This window comes from Arcicella gelida (assembly GCF_034931025.1).
GTDB classification, from domain to species: Bacteria; Bacteroidota; Bacteroidia; order Cytophagales; family Spirosomataceae; genus Arcicella; species Arcicella gelida.
On record NZ_JAYGIL010000009.1, the window covers coordinates 74,246 to 90,030 of the forward strand.

At 35.2% G+C, this 15,785-nt stretch carries 12 protein-coding genes; 5 read left to right on the top strand and 7 right to left on the bottom strand.

Annotated elements, in window-relative coordinates:
• Window positions 1-39: 39 nt before the first annotated feature.
• The 5 genes from ccoG to ccoS all read right to left on the bottom strand — a co-directional run bounded on the left by ccoG (window position 40) and on the right by ccoS (window position 5,180).
• Window positions 40-1,452, bottom strand: coding sequence for a cytochrome c oxidase accessory protein CcoG (gene ccoG / locus VB776_RS09170; protein ID WP_323328256.1), 1,413 nt, complete (start codon window positions 1,450-1,452; stop codon window positions 40-42).
• Window positions 1,453-1,551: 99 nt separating this feature from the next.
• The gene (locus tag VB776_RS09175) at window positions 1,552-2,463 is read right to left on the bottom strand and encodes a cbb3-type cytochrome c oxidase N-terminal domain-containing protein (protein ID WP_323328257.1); all 912 of its coding nucleotides are present in this window, start codon (window positions 2,461-2,463) and stop codon (window positions 1,552-1,554) included.
• Window positions 2,464-2,472: 9 nt separating this feature from the next.
• On the bottom strand, window positions 2,473-2,637 hold the full coding sequence (locus VB776_RS09180; protein ID WP_323328259.1) for a hypothetical protein: 165 nt from the start codon (window positions 2,635-2,637) through the stop codon (window positions 2,473-2,475).
• Window positions 2,638-2,763: 126 nt separating this feature from the next.
• Window positions 2,764-4,896 (bottom strand): cytochrome-c oxidase, cbb3-type subunit I, encoded by a 2,133-nt coding sequence (gene ccoN, locus VB776_RS09185; RefSeq protein WP_323328261.1) that lies wholly within the window; start codon window positions 4,894-4,896, stop codon window positions 2,764-2,766.
• Between the two features lie 140 nt (window positions 4,897-5,036).
• The gene (ccoS, locus tag VB776_RS09190) at window positions 5,037-5,180 is read right to left on the bottom strand and encodes a cbb3-type cytochrome oxidase assembly protein CcoS (protein WP_323328263.1); all 144 of its coding nucleotides are present in this window, start codon (window positions 5,178-5,180) and stop codon (window positions 5,037-5,039) included.
• 154 nt (window positions 5,181-5,334) lie between these two features.
• Here ccoS and hemN point away from each other — a divergent pair, with 154 nt between their 5' ends.
• Both hemN and dcm read left to right on the top strand, forming a co-directional pair.
• On the top strand, window positions 5,335-6,696 hold the full coding sequence (gene hemN / locus VB776_RS09195) for an oxygen-independent coproporphyrinogen III oxidase (protein WP_323328265.1): 1,362 nt from the start codon (window positions 5,335-5,337) through the stop codon (window positions 6,694-6,696).
• A gap of 139 nt (window positions 6,697-6,835) precedes the next feature.
• A complete protein-coding gene (gene dcm / locus VB776_RS09200; RefSeq protein WP_323328267.1) occupies window positions 6,836-8,074 on the top strand; it encodes a DNA (cytosine-5-)-methyltransferase in 1,239 nt (412 codons plus the stop codon).
• Here dcm and VB776_RS09205 read toward each other — a convergent pair.
• Window positions 8,050-8,817 carry an Eco47II family restriction endonuclease gene (locus VB776_RS09205; RefSeq protein WP_323328269.1) on the bottom strand — a complete coding sequence of 256 codons (768 nt, stop codon included), beginning with the start codon at window positions 8,815-8,817 and terminating at the stop codon, window positions 8,050-8,052. The two genes, dcm and VB776_RS09205, sit on opposite strands and share 25 nt — an antisense overlap.
• A gap of 298 nt (window positions 8,818-9,115) precedes the next feature.
• Between VB776_RS09205 and VB776_RS09210 the strand changes: the two genes are divergently transcribed.
• Window positions 9,116-9,952 (top strand): universal stress protein, encoded by an 837-nt coding sequence (locus VB776_RS09210; RefSeq protein ID WP_323328271.1) that lies wholly within the window; start codon window positions 9,116-9,118, stop codon window positions 9,950-9,952.
• 241 nt (window positions 9,953-10,193) lie between these two features.
• Here VB776_RS09210 and VB776_RS09215 read toward each other — a convergent pair whose 3' ends face one another.
• Window positions 10,194-11,177, bottom strand: coding sequence for an alpha/beta hydrolase (locus VB776_RS09215; RefSeq protein WP_323328273.1), 984 nt, complete (start codon window positions 11,175-11,177; stop codon window positions 10,194-10,196).
• Between the two features lie 1,001 nt (window positions 11,178-12,178).
• Here VB776_RS09215 and VB776_RS09220 point away from each other — a divergent pair.
• Together VB776_RS09220 and VB776_RS09225 are read left to right on the top strand one after the other, a co-directional pair.
• Complete coding sequence (locus VB776_RS09220; RefSeq protein WP_323328275.1) at window positions 12,179-14,281, top strand: alpha-amylase family protein; 2,103 nt, start codon at window positions 12,179-12,181, stop codon at window positions 14,279-14,281.
• 124 nt (window positions 14,282-14,405) lie between these two features.
• Window positions 14,406-15,563, top strand: coding sequence for an iron-containing alcohol dehydrogenase (locus VB776_RS09225; RefSeq protein WP_323328277.1), 1,158 nt, complete (start codon window positions 14,406-14,408; stop codon window positions 15,561-15,563).
• Window positions 15,564-15,785: the final 222 nt, after the last annotated feature.

Sequence of the window (15,785 nt, forward strand, 5' to 3'; positions counted from 1 at the left end):
CTTTTATCTTGCTTCTCATGTCTAAAATCTTGTTTCTCTCTACAAAATCGGCCCTAAGAACTTTGTTTTCACATGATCAATTACTTTTCCATTAGAAATTACTTCAATCTCAATTTTTACACTTCCCTCGGTTAAAGACTTATTAGGGATTTCAATAAAGAACGATGATTCAGCTACTTCGCCTGGCTGAACAACAATCGCTTTCCCAATCATTTTAATCTGTGCATTCTGCTGATTAATTTTTAATTGAATCGGCATTGTTTGATAGCTTTTGTTCAGTACTTGAACATTATAAAGATTTGAAACAGTACCATTTTTATTTTCCTGATAAGTCAAACCAGGCGCACGCAAAATAGTTGTTTCAACGATATTTCTAGTCATTAACATATAAGCCAAAATACTTAGCAAAGCCAAAAGCACAAAAGAGTAAGAAGCAATTCTAGCATTAAATTTAAGCTTTGTTTTTTGTTCGATACCTTCTTGCGAAGCGTAGCGAATCAGTCCACGTGGTTCACTGATTTTATCCATTACTTCGTCGCAAGCATCAATACAAGCAGTACAGCCAATACATTCTAATTGTGTACCGTTTCGGATGTCGATACCCGTCGGACAAACTTGTACACAAATTTTACAGTCGATACAAGAACCGTGTGCTACAGGTGCTTTTGCTTTTTCTTCAAGAGTTTGTTTTTTGCCACGAGGTTCGCCACGTAAGAAATCGTAAGCGACGACGATAGATTTTTTATCTAACATTACACCTTGCAAACGCCCATAAGGACAAACGACAATACAAACTAATTCACGAAAACGAGCGAAGACAAAATAAAAAACAGCAGTGAAAATGATGATAGCAAAAAGCCCAGCAAGATGGTCGAGTGGATTATCTAAAACGATGGCAAACAATTCTCTTTTACCAATAATATAAGCCAAAAAAGTATTCGCAATCAGAAATGAGAGTAATACAAAAATACTGTGTTTGAGGGTCTTCTTCCAGATTTTCTCGGTAGTCCAAGGCTCATTATCTAATCTTCTTTGTGCATTGTGGTCGCCTTCGATTAATACTTCTACTTTTCTAAAAAGCATTTCCATAAAAATAGTTTGCGGACAAGCCCAGCCACACCAAATTCTGCCAAAAATAACTGTAAATAGAATAACAAATACGATAAAAGTAAGTAAACCAATGGCGACTAAATGGAAATCTTGCGGGAAAAAAGTTACTCCCCAAAAGATAAATTTTCTTTCAATGACATTAAAAAGAAACACTGGATGCCCATCTACTTCAATCAATGGAAGTCCAAAGAGTAAACCCAACAATAACCAAGAGAAATAAGTACGAAGCTTATAAAAATTTCCGATGACGATACGAGGATAAATCCAGATTCTTTTTCCAGTTTCGGTCACATTCGAAAGATGATCTCGGTAATTGCTCGTATCTATTTTTGCTTGTTTCATAATTGTTGTAGATAATCATCGCATCACGATTTTATCTTGTTTAATGTTAGAAAGCAAATCCCCAAAGAGTATCAAACGCTTTGGGGATTTTAATAAATTTTACTTCAATGAAACACTACTTGTGGTTTTGTTAGCTGTTGAATCAGTCGAAGCCCCAGAAGATTCATACTTTTCTCCTTGTGGTTCTTTCGGATTCGGAGGGTTCGTTCCTTTTAGAGAAACAATAAAACTTAATACTTGCTGAACCTGTATTGGATTCAAAGATTTTTTCCATGAAATCATCCCTTTTTCAGGTACTCCTTCGGTAATGGTATGGAAGATGTTTTTATCAGAACCTCCATGCAACCAAAACTCATCAGTAAGATTTGGTCCAACTTTTCCTTCCCCTTTTTCACCGTGACAAGCCACGCAGTTTTGTGTATAAATTTTTGCTCCACTTTCTATTGCTTTTGCATCAGTCAAGGCTTTTACATTGTCTTCGTTTACAGCATTAGCGAATTTCTTCATGTACTCTTCTCTAGCTTTTTCTGCAATCGAAACCTCCTCAGAGTATTCATTCGTCATGATTTTCCCATTACCAACAATATGAAAAACGATTAAATAAAAAACAGCAAATACAATAGTGGAATAGAAAAGATACATAAACCAAGGTGGAGTAGGATTATCTAGCTCCGCAATGTCATCATACTTATGCTCCATTTCCAAGTCTTTCTCCATCGACAATGGTTTTAAACTTGCGATTTTTTGCCAGAAAGTACGGTTTTGCATCGCTTGTTCATAGGCATCGTCCGTTTGTTTTAATGGATTCAAAATAGCATTTACTTTTTGCTGTAATCCATAAGCCAAGAAACAAATAGCGATGCAAGTAATGATTAAAATGCCCAATAACGAAACCATGAGCAAGTCTTCAATCGTTTTGATACCTCCGAAAAAGTACTCTTTTTGTGGAGCATCGGCTGCAAATATTTGATGCGAGCCTAATAAAAATGAGAATATAAATATCTTTTTCATCTGATTATCTTAATTGTTTTCCTCTAAAGGCAAGTGGCTCATGTATTGAATGTGCTTTTTATCAATGATGAACAGATAAACTCCTACCATTAAGAAAAACACAAAGAATATGAGAAGAGAAGTAATCATTGGAACATCCGCTCCTTGAACTTTATCTAATAATTGTCTGAACATCGTTTTATGTGTTTATGAAAAACCTCATCCCCCTGCCCCTTCTCCTGTAGAGAAGGGGAGTTCTAAAGATGTATTTTCATTTCTCCCCCTCTCTAACGGAGAAGGGGCTAGGGGATGAGGTTTTTTCTATTGTTGTCCTTTTTTAATATCAGTACCTATTCTTTGTAAATAAGCAATCAAGGCGATAATTTCTTTATCTGGCGTAACTTTGATTCCCTCTTTTGCCAAATTATCTGCAATACCTTTTGCTTGAATTTTCAAGTCTTCTTCACCATGTGCAATGGCATAGTCATCGTAAGGAACACCTAAAGTTTTCATCGCTTTTAGCTTATTTTTTGTGTCAGCGATATTCAATTTTTGAGATAACAGCCAATCGTAAGCTGGCATAATAGAGCCTGGCGACATTGAACTTGGTTCTCTCATGTGGTGATAATGCCATGAATCTGGATACTTGCCTCCTTCACGGTGTAAATCTGGACCAGTTCTTTTTGAACCCCACAAGAATGGGTGGTCATACACAAATTCACCTGCTTTAGAATATTCACCATAACGTTCGGTTTCAGAACGGAAAGGACGAATCATTTGGCTATGGCAAGAAACACAGCCTTCCCGGATGTATAAATCTCTACCTTCTAATTCTAAAGGCGTATAAGGCATTACTGACGCAATGGTTGGTACGTTAGATTTTACCATTAAAGTCGGCATTAATTCTATCATTGAGCCAATTGCTACAACAACTAAAGCACCTACTAATAATGGCATTGGTTTACGTTCCAACCATCTATGCCAGTAAGTATCTGAACCTTGTGCTACGAATACTTTTTCTAAAGCTGGAGCTTGTGCTGCTTCGTTGGCAATTAATTTTCCTGCCAACATTGTTTTGAAAATATTATAAGCACCAATCAATGCACCAGACAAGTAGAAAACACCACCCAAAGCACGCATCATGTACATTGGAATAATTTGTAATGTAGTTTCCAAGAAACTTGCATACTTTAAATTACCTTCTGCAGTAAACTCTTTCCACATCATTCCTTGTGTAAATCCTGCGATATACATCGGAACTGCCCAGAACAAAATCCCCAAAGTACCTAACCAGAAGTGTGCGTTCATCAATTTTTTAGAGAACATCTGATTCCCATAAATCTTTGGAATCATATAATACATGATGGCAAAAGAAAGGAAACCATTCCAACCTAAAGCACCTACGTGTACGTGTGCAGGAATCCAGTCGGTATAGTGGGCAATGGCGTTGATGTTTTTCAAAGAAAGCATTGGTCCTTCAAAAGTAGCCATACCATAAGCTGTAATACCAACTACCATCATTTTCAATCTAGGGTCTTCTCTTACTGAGTCCCAAGCACCACGAAGCGTAAGTAAACCGTTAATCATACCTCCCCAAGATGGAGCAATCAACATAATTGAGAAAACTGTACCTAATGATTGTGCCCAGTCTGGCAAACTTGTATAAAGTAAGTGGTGAGGTCCCGCCCAGATATACAAGAAAATTAATGACCAAAAGTGAAGAATTGATAATTTATAAGAATACACTGGACGATTAGCCATTTTAGGTAAGTAATAATACATCAAACCTAAGAATGGAGTAGTTAAGAAGAATGCCACAGCATTGTGTCCGTACCACCATTGCACCAAAGCATCTTGCACACCAGCGTAAATAGAATAACTTTTTGTCCAAGATACTGGAATCGCTAATGAGTTCACGATGTGTAACATTGCTACAGTAACGAAAGTAGCAATGTAAAACCAAATGGCTACATACAAATGGCGTTCACGACGTTTTAAAATAGTACCGAACATGTTGATACCGAATACTACCCAAATCAAAGCAATGGCAACATCAATTGGCCATTCTAATTCTGCATATTCTTTTGAAGTACTTAAACCCAAAGGAAGCGTAATGGCTGCTGACAAGATAATTAATTGCCAACCCCAAAAGTGAATCTTCGACAATAAGTCGCTATACAAACGGGCTTTACAAAGTCGTTGTAAAGAGTAATACATTCCTGCGAAAATAGCATTCCCTACAAAAGCAAAAATCACGGCATTAGTATGTAATGCACGGATACGCCCAAAAGTAAAGTACTGCGTAAAATTGGCAGAAGGCATGAAAAGTTGAGTAGCAATAAGTACTCCGACTAGCAAGCCGACTATCGCAAAAATGATAGAGGCAAGAGCAAAATTTCGGACTATTTTATTGTCGTACTCAAAATGTTCTACATTGGTATTGATCGCTGACATAATATTATTTATTTCTGGTTAATTAGCTCAAAGTCAATTTCTTTTAGTGCTTTGCAACGTTTGCAGTCTTTGTCACAGGTACATTTTTTATGTTCTTGACTGGCGGTGGTTTGTGGGTTGTTTTTCATGGTGGGATGGTTTTATTCTTTGTCTTCAAATAAAATCCGCATAGCGGGTGTGTGCAAATCGTCGTTTTGTCCTTTAGACATCGACCAGAAGAAAGCCGCTAGAAAACCCAGTGCCATCAATAAACTTACGCCAATCATAAAGAAGATAACTTGCATTTTTTGAAGATTTTAGAAATGTTTGATGCCTCAAAATTCGGCTAAAAGGCTCGCTTCACCCATGAGATAAGTCAGAGTAAGGACAAGGATTTATCAGTATCTAAACTGATAAAAATCATAAGAAGGGCTTAGTACTTACAGGTAATTTTGAACTATGAATACTTTGATTGATAAATACAACGTTCCCGGTCCCCGTTACACGAGTTACCCAACAGTTCCTTTTTGGCAAAACGATGGTTTTGATGAAAACGCTTGGCTTTCGTCTTTAACTAATACTTTCAGAAGCACTAATAAGGCAACTGGTATTAGCTTATATATTCATCTTCCTTATTGCGAGAGTCTTTGTACTTTTTGTGGATGTAATAAACGAATTACCAAGAATCATCAAGTAGAGAAACCATATATCGAAGCCGTTTTGAAAGAATGGGAAATGTATTTAAAGCATTTTTCAGAAAAACCGCTAATCACAGAAATTCATTTGGGTGGAGGAACGCCAAGTTTCTTTGCTCCTGAAATGCTGGATTTATTAATCAGTGGAATTGTAAAACACACAAGTATTAGTACAGATTATGAATTTAGTTTTGAAGGACATCCGAATAATACTTCGTACCAACATCTAAAATCATTGTATGATGTAGGTTTTAAAAGAGTAAGTTTTGGAGTGCAAGACTATGACCCCATCGTTCAGAAAGCCATTCATCGTATTCAACCTTTTGAAAATGTAAAGCAAGTAACAGCATGGAGCAGAGAAATTGGCTATGAGTCTATCAGTCACGACTTAGTTTTTGGTTTACCTTTTCAACAAATTTCATCTATTCAAGATACCATCTCTAAAACCATTGAGTTACAGCCAGACAGATTGGCTTTTTACTCGTATGCACATGTACCGTGGATTAAAGGAAACGGTCAGCGTGGTTTTAGGGATGAAGATTTGCCTTCAGCAGCGCTCAAGCGTCAGTTATACGAAACAGGAAGAACTCTTTTTGAGGAAAACGGCTATGCAGAAATAGGCATGGATCATTTTGCCTTGCCAAAAGATTCTATGTATAAAGCCATGCAAAACGGCACATTGAATCGCAACTTTATGGGTTATACCACTACCCAAACCAAAGTATTACTAGGGTTAGGAGTATCATCAATTAGTGATTCATGGACTGCTTTCTCTCAGAATGTCAAAGATATTGATGAGTACCAAAGCATGATAGCCAATAATCAATTACCCATTTTAAAGGGACATATCTTAACAGATGAAGACCTCACGGTGCGTCAGCAGATATTAGATATTATGTGTCAATTTACTACTTCTTGGAAAGATGATGAATTTAGTTTTGAAGAAAGACAAGTGCTTTTCGAGAAACTAGAAAGTTTTAAACAGGATGGATTATTGACTTATGATGAAAACTCATTACAAGTAAATCCAGCAGGTCGCCCATTTATTCGCAATATCTGTATGGCATTTGATAAACGAATGCTTCAAGAAAATACTGAAAGGAAACTGTTTTCACAGACGGTTTAGAGAAAAATTAGCATTCTTAAATTATGCAACTAGATTATTTATTAGCGTAGAATTAACATTTTTTTTGGAAAATCCATTTGTTAGGGATTATTTTTAGCTATAAATTTGTAACCATTGTGTAAGGTTAAACAATTTGGTTATGAATGAATATTTGACATTAACAGAAGCTTCTGAGTTAATAGGTAAGAGTAAAGAAACCCTAAGAAGATGGGATAGAGAAGGTAAATTATCAGCAGCTCGTGAGCCAATAAGTAATTATAGGGTTTATAAAAGACAAGAAGTGGAGTCTCTTTTTGCTATTTTTTTTGCCAATGATACGAAAGAAACAGTATCCAATTTTGTTGAGCCTGAAAATGAATATAAAGTATTAGAATTATTTGCTGGGGCTGGTGGTTTGGCTGTTGGAATGGAGAGAGCTGGACTTAAATGCGTAGCACTCAATGAAATTGATAAATGGGCTTGCCAAACTTTACGTAAGAATCGTCCAAATTGGGAGGTGTTAGAAGGGGATGTTAAGGTCTTTGACTTTTCGAAGTACCATAATCAAGTTAATGTTGTAACTGGTGGTTTCCCATGTCAAGCTTTTAGTTATGCAGGGAAAAAATTAGGATTGGCTGATGCCCGTGGAACGCTTTTTTATGAATTTGCCAGAGTAGTGAGTGAAGTAAATCCTCCCATTTGTATTGGTGAAAATGTAAGGGGGCTGTTAAGTCATGATAATGGAAAGACTTTACAAGGAATGATTTCTATTTTAGATGAAATTGGTTACAATGTAGTTCCCGTACAAGTATTAAAAGCTATTAATTATAAGGTTCCTCAGAAAAGAGAACGTTTGATTTTAGTAGGAGTTAGAAAGGATATTGACGTTAACTATGAATATCCAAAACCATATAAAAAGGTATATAATCTTAGTTCCGCATTAAAAAAAGGAGAATTATTTGATTGTGATGTGCCAAAGTCTGAAGGTGCAAAATATCCTAAAAGTAAGATTGAAGTCCTAGATTTAGTTCCTCAGAAAGGTTATTGGCGTGATTTACCTTTAGATATTCAAAAGAAATTTATGGGAGGAAGTTTCTTTTTAGGAGGAGGAAAAACAGGTATTGCTCGTAGAATTGGTTGGGATGAACCTTGTCTTACGCTTACTTGTAGTCCAGCTCAAAAACAAACTGAGCGTTGCCATCCTGAGGAAACTCGTCCTTTTACTGTTCGTGAATATGCCCGTATTCAGACTTTCCCAGATGATTGGCAGTTTGAAGGTTCTATCGCACAACAATACAAACAAATTGGGAATGCTGTACCTGTAAATTTAGGGCGTGAGGTTGGTTATTCTATTATCAACTTTTTGAATAAATATTACAGTTTATCAAAACCAAAATAGTATCCATAGTTTTCAAAAGTTATTTGGTCTAAAATACTTCTTTCAGAAACAATCGTTTCTGACTTGATTTCATCTAAAGCCGAATTCTTTGTTGATGCTACCTGTTGATTTAATGAACTAAGATAGTCTTCAATGGCAAGAGGAAGTACTTTGTATAATTGATAAAGTGCATCTTCTTGTCCAGTAAGTAAAGCATAAAATTGGTCACCAGAAATTTTAAAAACTCTACTATGACTATATTCTTTGCCATTTATTTCACCAGTCCATCGTTCATTAAAACTACCTTTTGCCAAAATTTGTACCCAATAGCACTTTGACTGTTTGTAAGTGTCGGCATATCTTGCTAGTTTCTGAAATAAACTCTCAGCAGAACTACTATTCATTGTATTATGCTTGTTTTTTATATCAGCGAATAGCGTATCATCTTTTGCTTTAATATCAAAGCCGCTTAAATTACCTATTTCAAAACCATTAATTCCACCTAAAATTTGTTCATGAAAAGTACCAATTGAATTATTGAAAGACTTATCAATTTGTCTTAAAATTTCTGCTTGGATAAGGTTCTCTTCATCAATACCGTTGAATTTTGCATCAAATGTAAGCTTTAAGGTATCGACTTTATTAGAATAGAAATTCTTTTTGGTAACATTACTTTTTGCTTTCAAATAGGCAGAATGAAGATTGCCAATACAGAAAAACAGATGCTCGTCTGTGATAAAGGTTAAGTACTTATTGTCGTTCATCAAATGGTAGTTTTAAGGTTGCTTTAACTAATTTAGTATCAGTGTTGGTAGTATAAAATTAATGAGTGTGCAAAATTATCAAATTTGTTGAGAACATTTATTCTGATATAAATACTTTCAATGGGCTTAGCATACTTTTTTGTTATAATGGATAGACATAAAGAAAATATGGAACTATCATATTTTTTAATAAAAGTATAATACTCGGGACATAGCTATTTCCATATAAAAGCTAATATTTAAAATTAGAAATAAAGATAGATTTCAAAAGATTTTCACATTAAACCAATTACAAACCATGAAAAACATTTTAGTTGCTACCGACTTCTCGGAAAACTCTCAAAAGGCTTTGCAATACGCAACATTGTTAGCAAAAGCATACAAGGCTAAAATTTATTTACTTCATACTTATTTACCATATTTTGTAGAACCCGGAATTTATGCTGACTCATTGATGATGCAAGAGGCTTTGAATGAACAGTACGAAAGTATGAATGCAAAATTTATCCCCTTGGTAAAAGAACTTGAGGAGGCTGGAATTGAACACGAAACCTTGCTTGAACTCAATGATGTTACTTCGGGAATTTTTGATGCGATAGAAGAACATGAAATAGATTTCTTAGTCATTGGTAGAACTGGCTCTGGTGGGTTTATTAATAAACTAATCGGAAGTAATGCGGCTCATATTACCGCTAAGGCTTCTATCCCAGTTTTGGCAATTCCGCAACAACTGGAAAATGTGGGTATCAAACAAATTTTGTATGCCACTCAATTAGAATATGAAGAATGCGATGTTTTGGCAGAAGTATTTGCTTTGGCACAGAAGCTTGGTGCTAAAGTGAATTTAGTAAAAGTGGAGGCTTCTTTTGAACCTGATATTCAAGCTGACAAACAATTTATCGACCAGATTAAAGGTACTTTTGTGAAGGAGGACTTTGAGATTACGAAGGTTACTGCTGGAAATGTAACAGAAGGAATTTTAAAAACTGCTAAAGCACAAGAATCAGATTTGATTGTCTTGGCTGCTCATCACCGTAACTTTTTAAGTCAGATTATTGACCCAAGTAAATCTAAACAAGTAATCATTAGCTCGCCATTACCTGTGTTGACTTATCAATTAAAAGGAGATTTATAGGAGTTAAGAGTTGTGAGTGATGAGTTGTGAGTTTAAAATTTTGGTATGTAGCATTTTAATTCACATATAGTATTGTTTATGTAGATAGACTGCTTGGAGCTAAGAAAACAGATTGTTTATTACAGTTAATGATTGTTTTACAAAAATAATAAGCAACGTAACCTTGAGTATAAGAATAATACAAGTTAAAAACCTTAGCATTAAAGCTTTTGGCTTAGATGCTAAGGTTTTTTATTGATGTTTAATCCAGAAAACCCTTAATATGCGCCCGCATCTTGTCTCCTTCACAAGAGGTTGCCATGTGTCCGCAATCGCCTGTTAGTTCTACAATTGGGGCTTTTAATAATTTTCCAAAACGTATTGCCGCTTGCGGATTCACCATGTGGTCTTGCGTAGCAACTACTATCATCACTTTTGCTTTTACCTTCGCAAAGGCTTCTTCTGGCTTCTGTCCTTGAAAGATGTCATGATTAATCATCGCTTTTAGCTGTATCGCCCAATCATAAGCATTTAACTTTAGGGCATCATCTTCAATCTTTTTGATGTAACTAGCATATTCTTCCGTATTAGTATGAGCTTCTCTATAGCTTGGTGTCCAGAGATTTAATTGATGTAGTGCATTTACAGACTTCATGGCTTCGGCTGAATATTGCCCACGCTCAATAATATTCAATTGTAGATTCCAGAATAATTTATCATAAGTACTTTGTTTAGGACTACCAATAATTGGAATTACTTTATCCATAAACTCTGGGTAGCTCATCATCCATTGAAAAGACTGCATCCCGCCCATAGAGATGCCCGTTACTGCATACAAATGGTTAATCTTTAAAGCTTCTTTTACCAATTTGTATTGAGTATTGACCATATCACGAATACTGACAAAAGGGAAAAGCTTATCTTTCTGACTAACACTATTAGAAGGAGAGGAGGAAACTCCGTTGCCAAGGGCATCTACTACTATCACAAAATATTTGGTGCTATCGGCTATATCACTAGGATTGGCTACAAAGGATTTTTGTTGGCTAGTACCTGTAAACCAAGTAGGTACTAATACTGCATTTGATTTTCCAGCATTCAACTTTCCGAAGGTACGGTATCCGATTTTACAATCCTTTAGCACTTGTCCGTTTTCTAGTGGAAAATCTCCAATTTGATAATAACGCTGTTGTGCATAAGCCGACTGAACTAAAAATAATAATGTGATGATAAAAAGCTTTTTCATGTAAATAAGGTTATAATATAATGAGTTGGTAAATATACAAAATCAGAAAATTGAAAGTCCTTTATTATGACTGAAATGCAAAGGAATATGGAAATTGATACTTGTTTTAGAAAAATTAAATAAGGACTAAATCTTTATAACATATATCCTACAATTTGCGGATATATGAAATTTTAGTTTTAGGTATATCCAACAATTTGCGGATATATAAAATTTTGGTTTTAGGTATATCCAACAATTTGCGGATATATAAAATTTTGGTTTTAGATACATCCTACAATTTACGGATATATAAAATTTTGATTTTAGCTATATCTAACAATTTGCGGATATATAAAATTTTAGTTTTAGGTATATCCAACAATTTGTGGATATATGAAATTTTGGTTTTAGGTATATCCAACAATTTGCTGATATATGAAATTTTGGTTTTAGGTATATCCAACAATTTGTGGATATATGAAATTTTAGTTTTAGGTCTATGTCTAAATTCTGACATAGACTAAATTCTGTTTAAATATATATTCCTGATTTTCAGATAGTATCAAATTCTGTTTAAACATATATTCCTGATTTCTGGATAGTATCAAATTCTGTTTAAACATATATTCCTGATTTCTGGATAGTATCAAATTCTGTTTAAACATATATTCCTGATTTCATGACACTATCAAATTTTTGTTTTAGATATATTCCTGATTTCTGGATAGTATCAAATTCTGTTTAAACATATATTCCTGTTTTCGGGATAGTATCAAATTTTTGTTTTAGATATATTCCTGATTTCGGGATACTATCAAATTCTGGTTTTAGATATATTCCTGTTTTCGGGATGCTATCAAATTCTGGTTTTACATATATTCCTGTTTTTAGGATAGTATTAAATGTTGTTTTTAGTCTATGATTCTTCAACCAAGGATTATTCTTGTTCCCTACAAAGCCTTCTTCTCTTTTCGGTAATTTATTCTATTTTTATAGCAAGAACCTTTAATGTTTAATCTATGAGAATCCTTTTCCTATTTTTCCTATTAACGTTTTTGTCAAACGGCATTTTTGCTCAAAAAGCTGAACCTGAATTTTGGTGGAAACGGAATAATTTAAGAGTAATACAAACCAATCTTCCTGACTACGAAGCAGCAACGCTTAATCCAGACTCCTTAGTAAAAGATTTAGTGGCTTTTTCTGCCAATACGCTTATCATCAATGCAGGAGGAATCATGGCTTTTTATGATACTAAGCTAGACTTTCATTACAAGAACCCTTGGATGAAAAATAATATGTTGAAAGAAGTAGTGGATAAATGCCATCAAAAAAATATTAAGGTCATCGTTCGTTTTGACTTTAGTAGAGTTCACGAAAGTATCTTCAAGGCACATCCAGATTGGTGTTATATTTCACCGAAGGCTGAACGTATTATCAATACCGATATGTACGTCGTTTCAATCAATGCTCCTTATGTGCAAGACAAGGCTTTTAAGATAATTGAAGAAGTAATAAATTTCTTTCCTATTGATGGAATCTTTCTGAATATGCCGGGCTATCAAGTGAATAACCCTTACGAAGGAAAATATCATGGCATCGACCAAAATGAATATGATAAAAAACGTTTTGCCGAATATAGTAATGGAAAGACCTTACCAACGGTAGAAGATAAAGCAGACCCCATTTTTCAAGAATACTTAGCATTCAAAAAAAGTACGATTGAAGATTGGTCGGAGCGACTTCACAAACTTGTAAAATCTAAGAATGAACAAATTGCTATCTGTACTTATTTAGATAAACACGTTGACATTATTCGCCATGAATCCCAAACCAGTAATTTGCCTTACTGGCCATATTCGGCATCGGATAATGTAAGTAATGCACGTAATTCGTTTCCTAATCATATCATCAGCAATGCAAGTATTCAGCAAATTTCATTTCAGTCAAGATATAATGCCGCTGAACCAGAAGAAGTTAGTATCAGGTTGTACGAAAATATTGCTAATGGTTCAGGTTTAGATATGAGCATGATGGGCGATATGCGTGGCTATGAAGACGAAAGAAATTACCCAGTATTTAAAAAGATTTATGCTTTCCACAAAAAACACGAAGCCTATTTCGGGAATTATAAATCTGTTGCCAAAATAGCATTGATAGCTCCAGGTTCATGGCCAAATGGCGACCCCATGCAAGAGTATCGAGGTATTCAATTAATGTTAAAGGAAGCACATTTGCCTTTTGATATTATTGAAGATGCACAGCTTGTCAATGTAGCGGATAAAGTAAAACAATATCAATTAATTATTCTGCCAGAAATTACTTACCTAAAACCAGAAGCCATAGCACTACTGAAAGAAATAAGTAAAGCAGGTACAAATATTATAGCCACTAACAGAAGTTTGTTTGATAGTCCCGAAACGTTGAAAGAGCTATTCGGAGCAAAGATTATTAACAAAGATCATGACGGAATAGGCTTTTATTTACAGCCCAATGATGCAAATATACTCAAGCGTTTTAAGCTACAAAAAATGTTGTTCTGGAAATTCAATTTAGGGCTTTATGATTTATCTGGAACAGACAAAAAGCTATTTCCAATACTAAGTAAAGGAAGACCTGGTCCACCAGAAATTATTGGAGGTCACGACCCAATTAATTATTATGCAATGGGAATAAAGGAATTCCCACAAAGTAAAAATGTGATATTACCTATCAACATCGGGAAGTTGTATTATTTACATGGCTACGAAGAACATAAAAATATACTTTTAGATGCGATAGATTATGTAATGCCAAAAGCAAAGGAGCTTGTACAAACCAATGCACCAGAAAGGATAGAAGTAATTTTGCAGGCTTACGGAAAAAATGTAGCCAATAAAAATATCGGAAATACAGACGATGGTTTGATATTACACCTTATCAATCTAACAGGCTTTAGTGGGAATTCTTACTTTGATGCCTTGCCTGTTTATGGACATAACTTTACAATCAAGACAAGCTTTAAGCCATCAAAAGTATATGACTTGGCTACAAAATCACCCATAAAATATACATGGAAAGATGGTTTTATACATTTTCAGTTAGCTAAAATCGGAGAATACGAAGGGATTATAATGGATAAATAAGGTACAAAAGCTTTGTGATACTTCTGCTTAGAAAGTGCATGGTAGAAACTTTTCAATACACAGACTTGTTGAAAGATTATGCAAGACTGCATAAAGTTTTATAAACAAACAAAGAACCATCAACATGTTAAATTTCGATTTTCAGAACCCCACAAAAATCATTTTTGGTAAGGGACAAATCGCTACGATAGCCAAAGAAATTCCTGCCGACGCAACGATATTAATGACTTATGGCGGAGGAAGCATCAAGACCAATGGTGTTTATGAACAAGTAACCAAAGCTTTAGCAGGCAGAAAAGTAATAGAATTTGCAGGCATCGAACCAAATCCAAGTTATGAAACTTTGATGAAAGCCGTAGCAATCATGCGTGCTGAAAAGGTTGATTTCGTATTAGCAGTAGGCGGAGGTTCGGTGATTGATGGAACGAAATTCTTAGTGGCAGCCGTAGATTATGATGGCGACCCTTGGGAGATTTTAACCAAGCCCGTGCGTACAACAAAGGCAATGCCTTTCGGAACAGTACTTACTTTACCAGCAACGGGAACTGAAATGAATTCTGGAGCAGTAATTACTCGTAAATCAACCCATGAAAAATTAGGAATGGGCGGCCCAGGATTATTTCCTAAGTTCTCGGTACTTGATCCAGAGGTAATCAAAAGTATTCCTAAGACACAATTGGTAAATGGTATTGTAGATGCTTATACGCACGTCTTGGAACAGTATTTGACCTACCCAGCAGGAGCTTTATTACAAGACCGTTTTGCAGAAAGTATTTTACAAACATTGGTAGAAGTAGCTCCAAAAATCATTGCAGACCCAAGTGATTATCAGGCAGCAGCTAATTTTATGTGGAGTTGTACGATGGCTTTGAATGGCTTGATACAAAAAGGCGTTCCGACCGACTGGGCAACTCATGCGATTGGTCACGAACTAACAGCCTTGTACAATATTGACCATGCAAGAACTTTAGCGATAATTTTCCCTAATCTTTATAAAGTACGTTTCGAGAATAAAAAAGAAAAGTTGGCACAATACGGACAAAGAGTTTGGAATATCACCGAAGGAACTTTAGAAGAAAAAGCCAATGCAGCGATAGACCGTACAGTAGCCTTTTTGCATGAATTAGGCGTAAAAACTCGCTTATCTGAATACACGGATGATTATGCAAAAACAGCAGATTTTATCGAAAAACGTTTCACAGAAAGAGGTTGGAAAGCCCTTGGTGAACGTAAAGACATCACACCAGCGATAGTGAAAGAAATTGTGGAGTTGAGTTATTGATAAATAGCTGTGAGGAGTGAGCTTTGAGATTTTGATAGAAAAATCTCAAAGCTTCTTATACTTGGTTTAATCGAAGAGTTTCTGTTCAATACTTTATTTGTTAAATGAAGAGTAATTGTGTAAATTTAAGATATGAAAAAGTCAATAAATGTATCAGATAGACAGGCTCTGAGGCAGCGTATTTTAGCTTCTGCCATTGCTTCTGCACGTATTGAGGGAATC

Excerpts from the sequence above, each read along its gene's own strand:
- ccoG (WP_323328256.1), bottom strand. The coding sequence starts at position 1,452 with ATGAAACAAGCAAAAATAGATACGAGCAATTACCGAGATCATCTTTCG.
- VB776_RS09175 (WP_323328257.1), bottom strand. The coding sequence starts at position 2,463 with ATGAAAAAGATATTTATATTCTCATTTTTATTAGGCTCGCATCAAATA.
- VB776_RS09180 (WP_323328259.1), bottom strand. The coding sequence starts at position 2,637 with ATGTTCAGACAATTATTAGATAAAGTTCAAGGAGCGGATGTTCCAATG.
- ccoN (WP_323328261.1), bottom strand. The coding sequence starts at position 4,896 with ATGTCAGCGATCAATACCAATGTAGAACATTTTGAGTACGACAATAAA.
- ccoS (WP_323328263.1), bottom strand. The coding sequence starts at position 5,180 with ATGCAAGTTATCTTCTTTATGATTGGCGTAAGTTTATTGATGGCACTG.
- hemN (WP_323328265.1), top strand. The coding sequence starts at position 5,335 with ATGAATACTTTGATTGATAAATACAACGTTCCCGGTCCCCGTTACACG.
- dcm (WP_323328267.1), top strand. The coding sequence starts at position 6,836 with ATGAATGAATATTTGACATTAACAGAAGCTTCTGAGTTAATAGGTAAG.
- VB776_RS09205 (WP_323328269.1), bottom strand. The coding sequence starts at position 8,817 with ATGAACGACAATAAGTACTTAACCTTTATCACAGACGAGCATCTGTTT.
- VB776_RS09210 (WP_323328271.1), top strand. The coding sequence starts at position 9,116 with ATGAAAAACATTTTAGTTGCTACCGACTTCTCGGAAAACTCTCAAAAG.
- VB776_RS09215 (WP_323328273.1), bottom strand. The coding sequence starts at position 11,177 with ATGAAAAAGCTTTTTATCATCACATTATTATTTTTAGTTCAGTCGGCT.
- VB776_RS09220 (WP_323328275.1), top strand. The coding sequence starts at position 12,179 with ATGAGAATCCTTTTCCTATTTTTCCTATTAACGTTTTTGTCAAACGGC.
- VB776_RS09225 (WP_323328277.1), top strand. The coding sequence starts at position 14,406 with ATGTTAAATTTCGATTTTCAGAACCCCACAAAAATCATTTTTGGTAAG.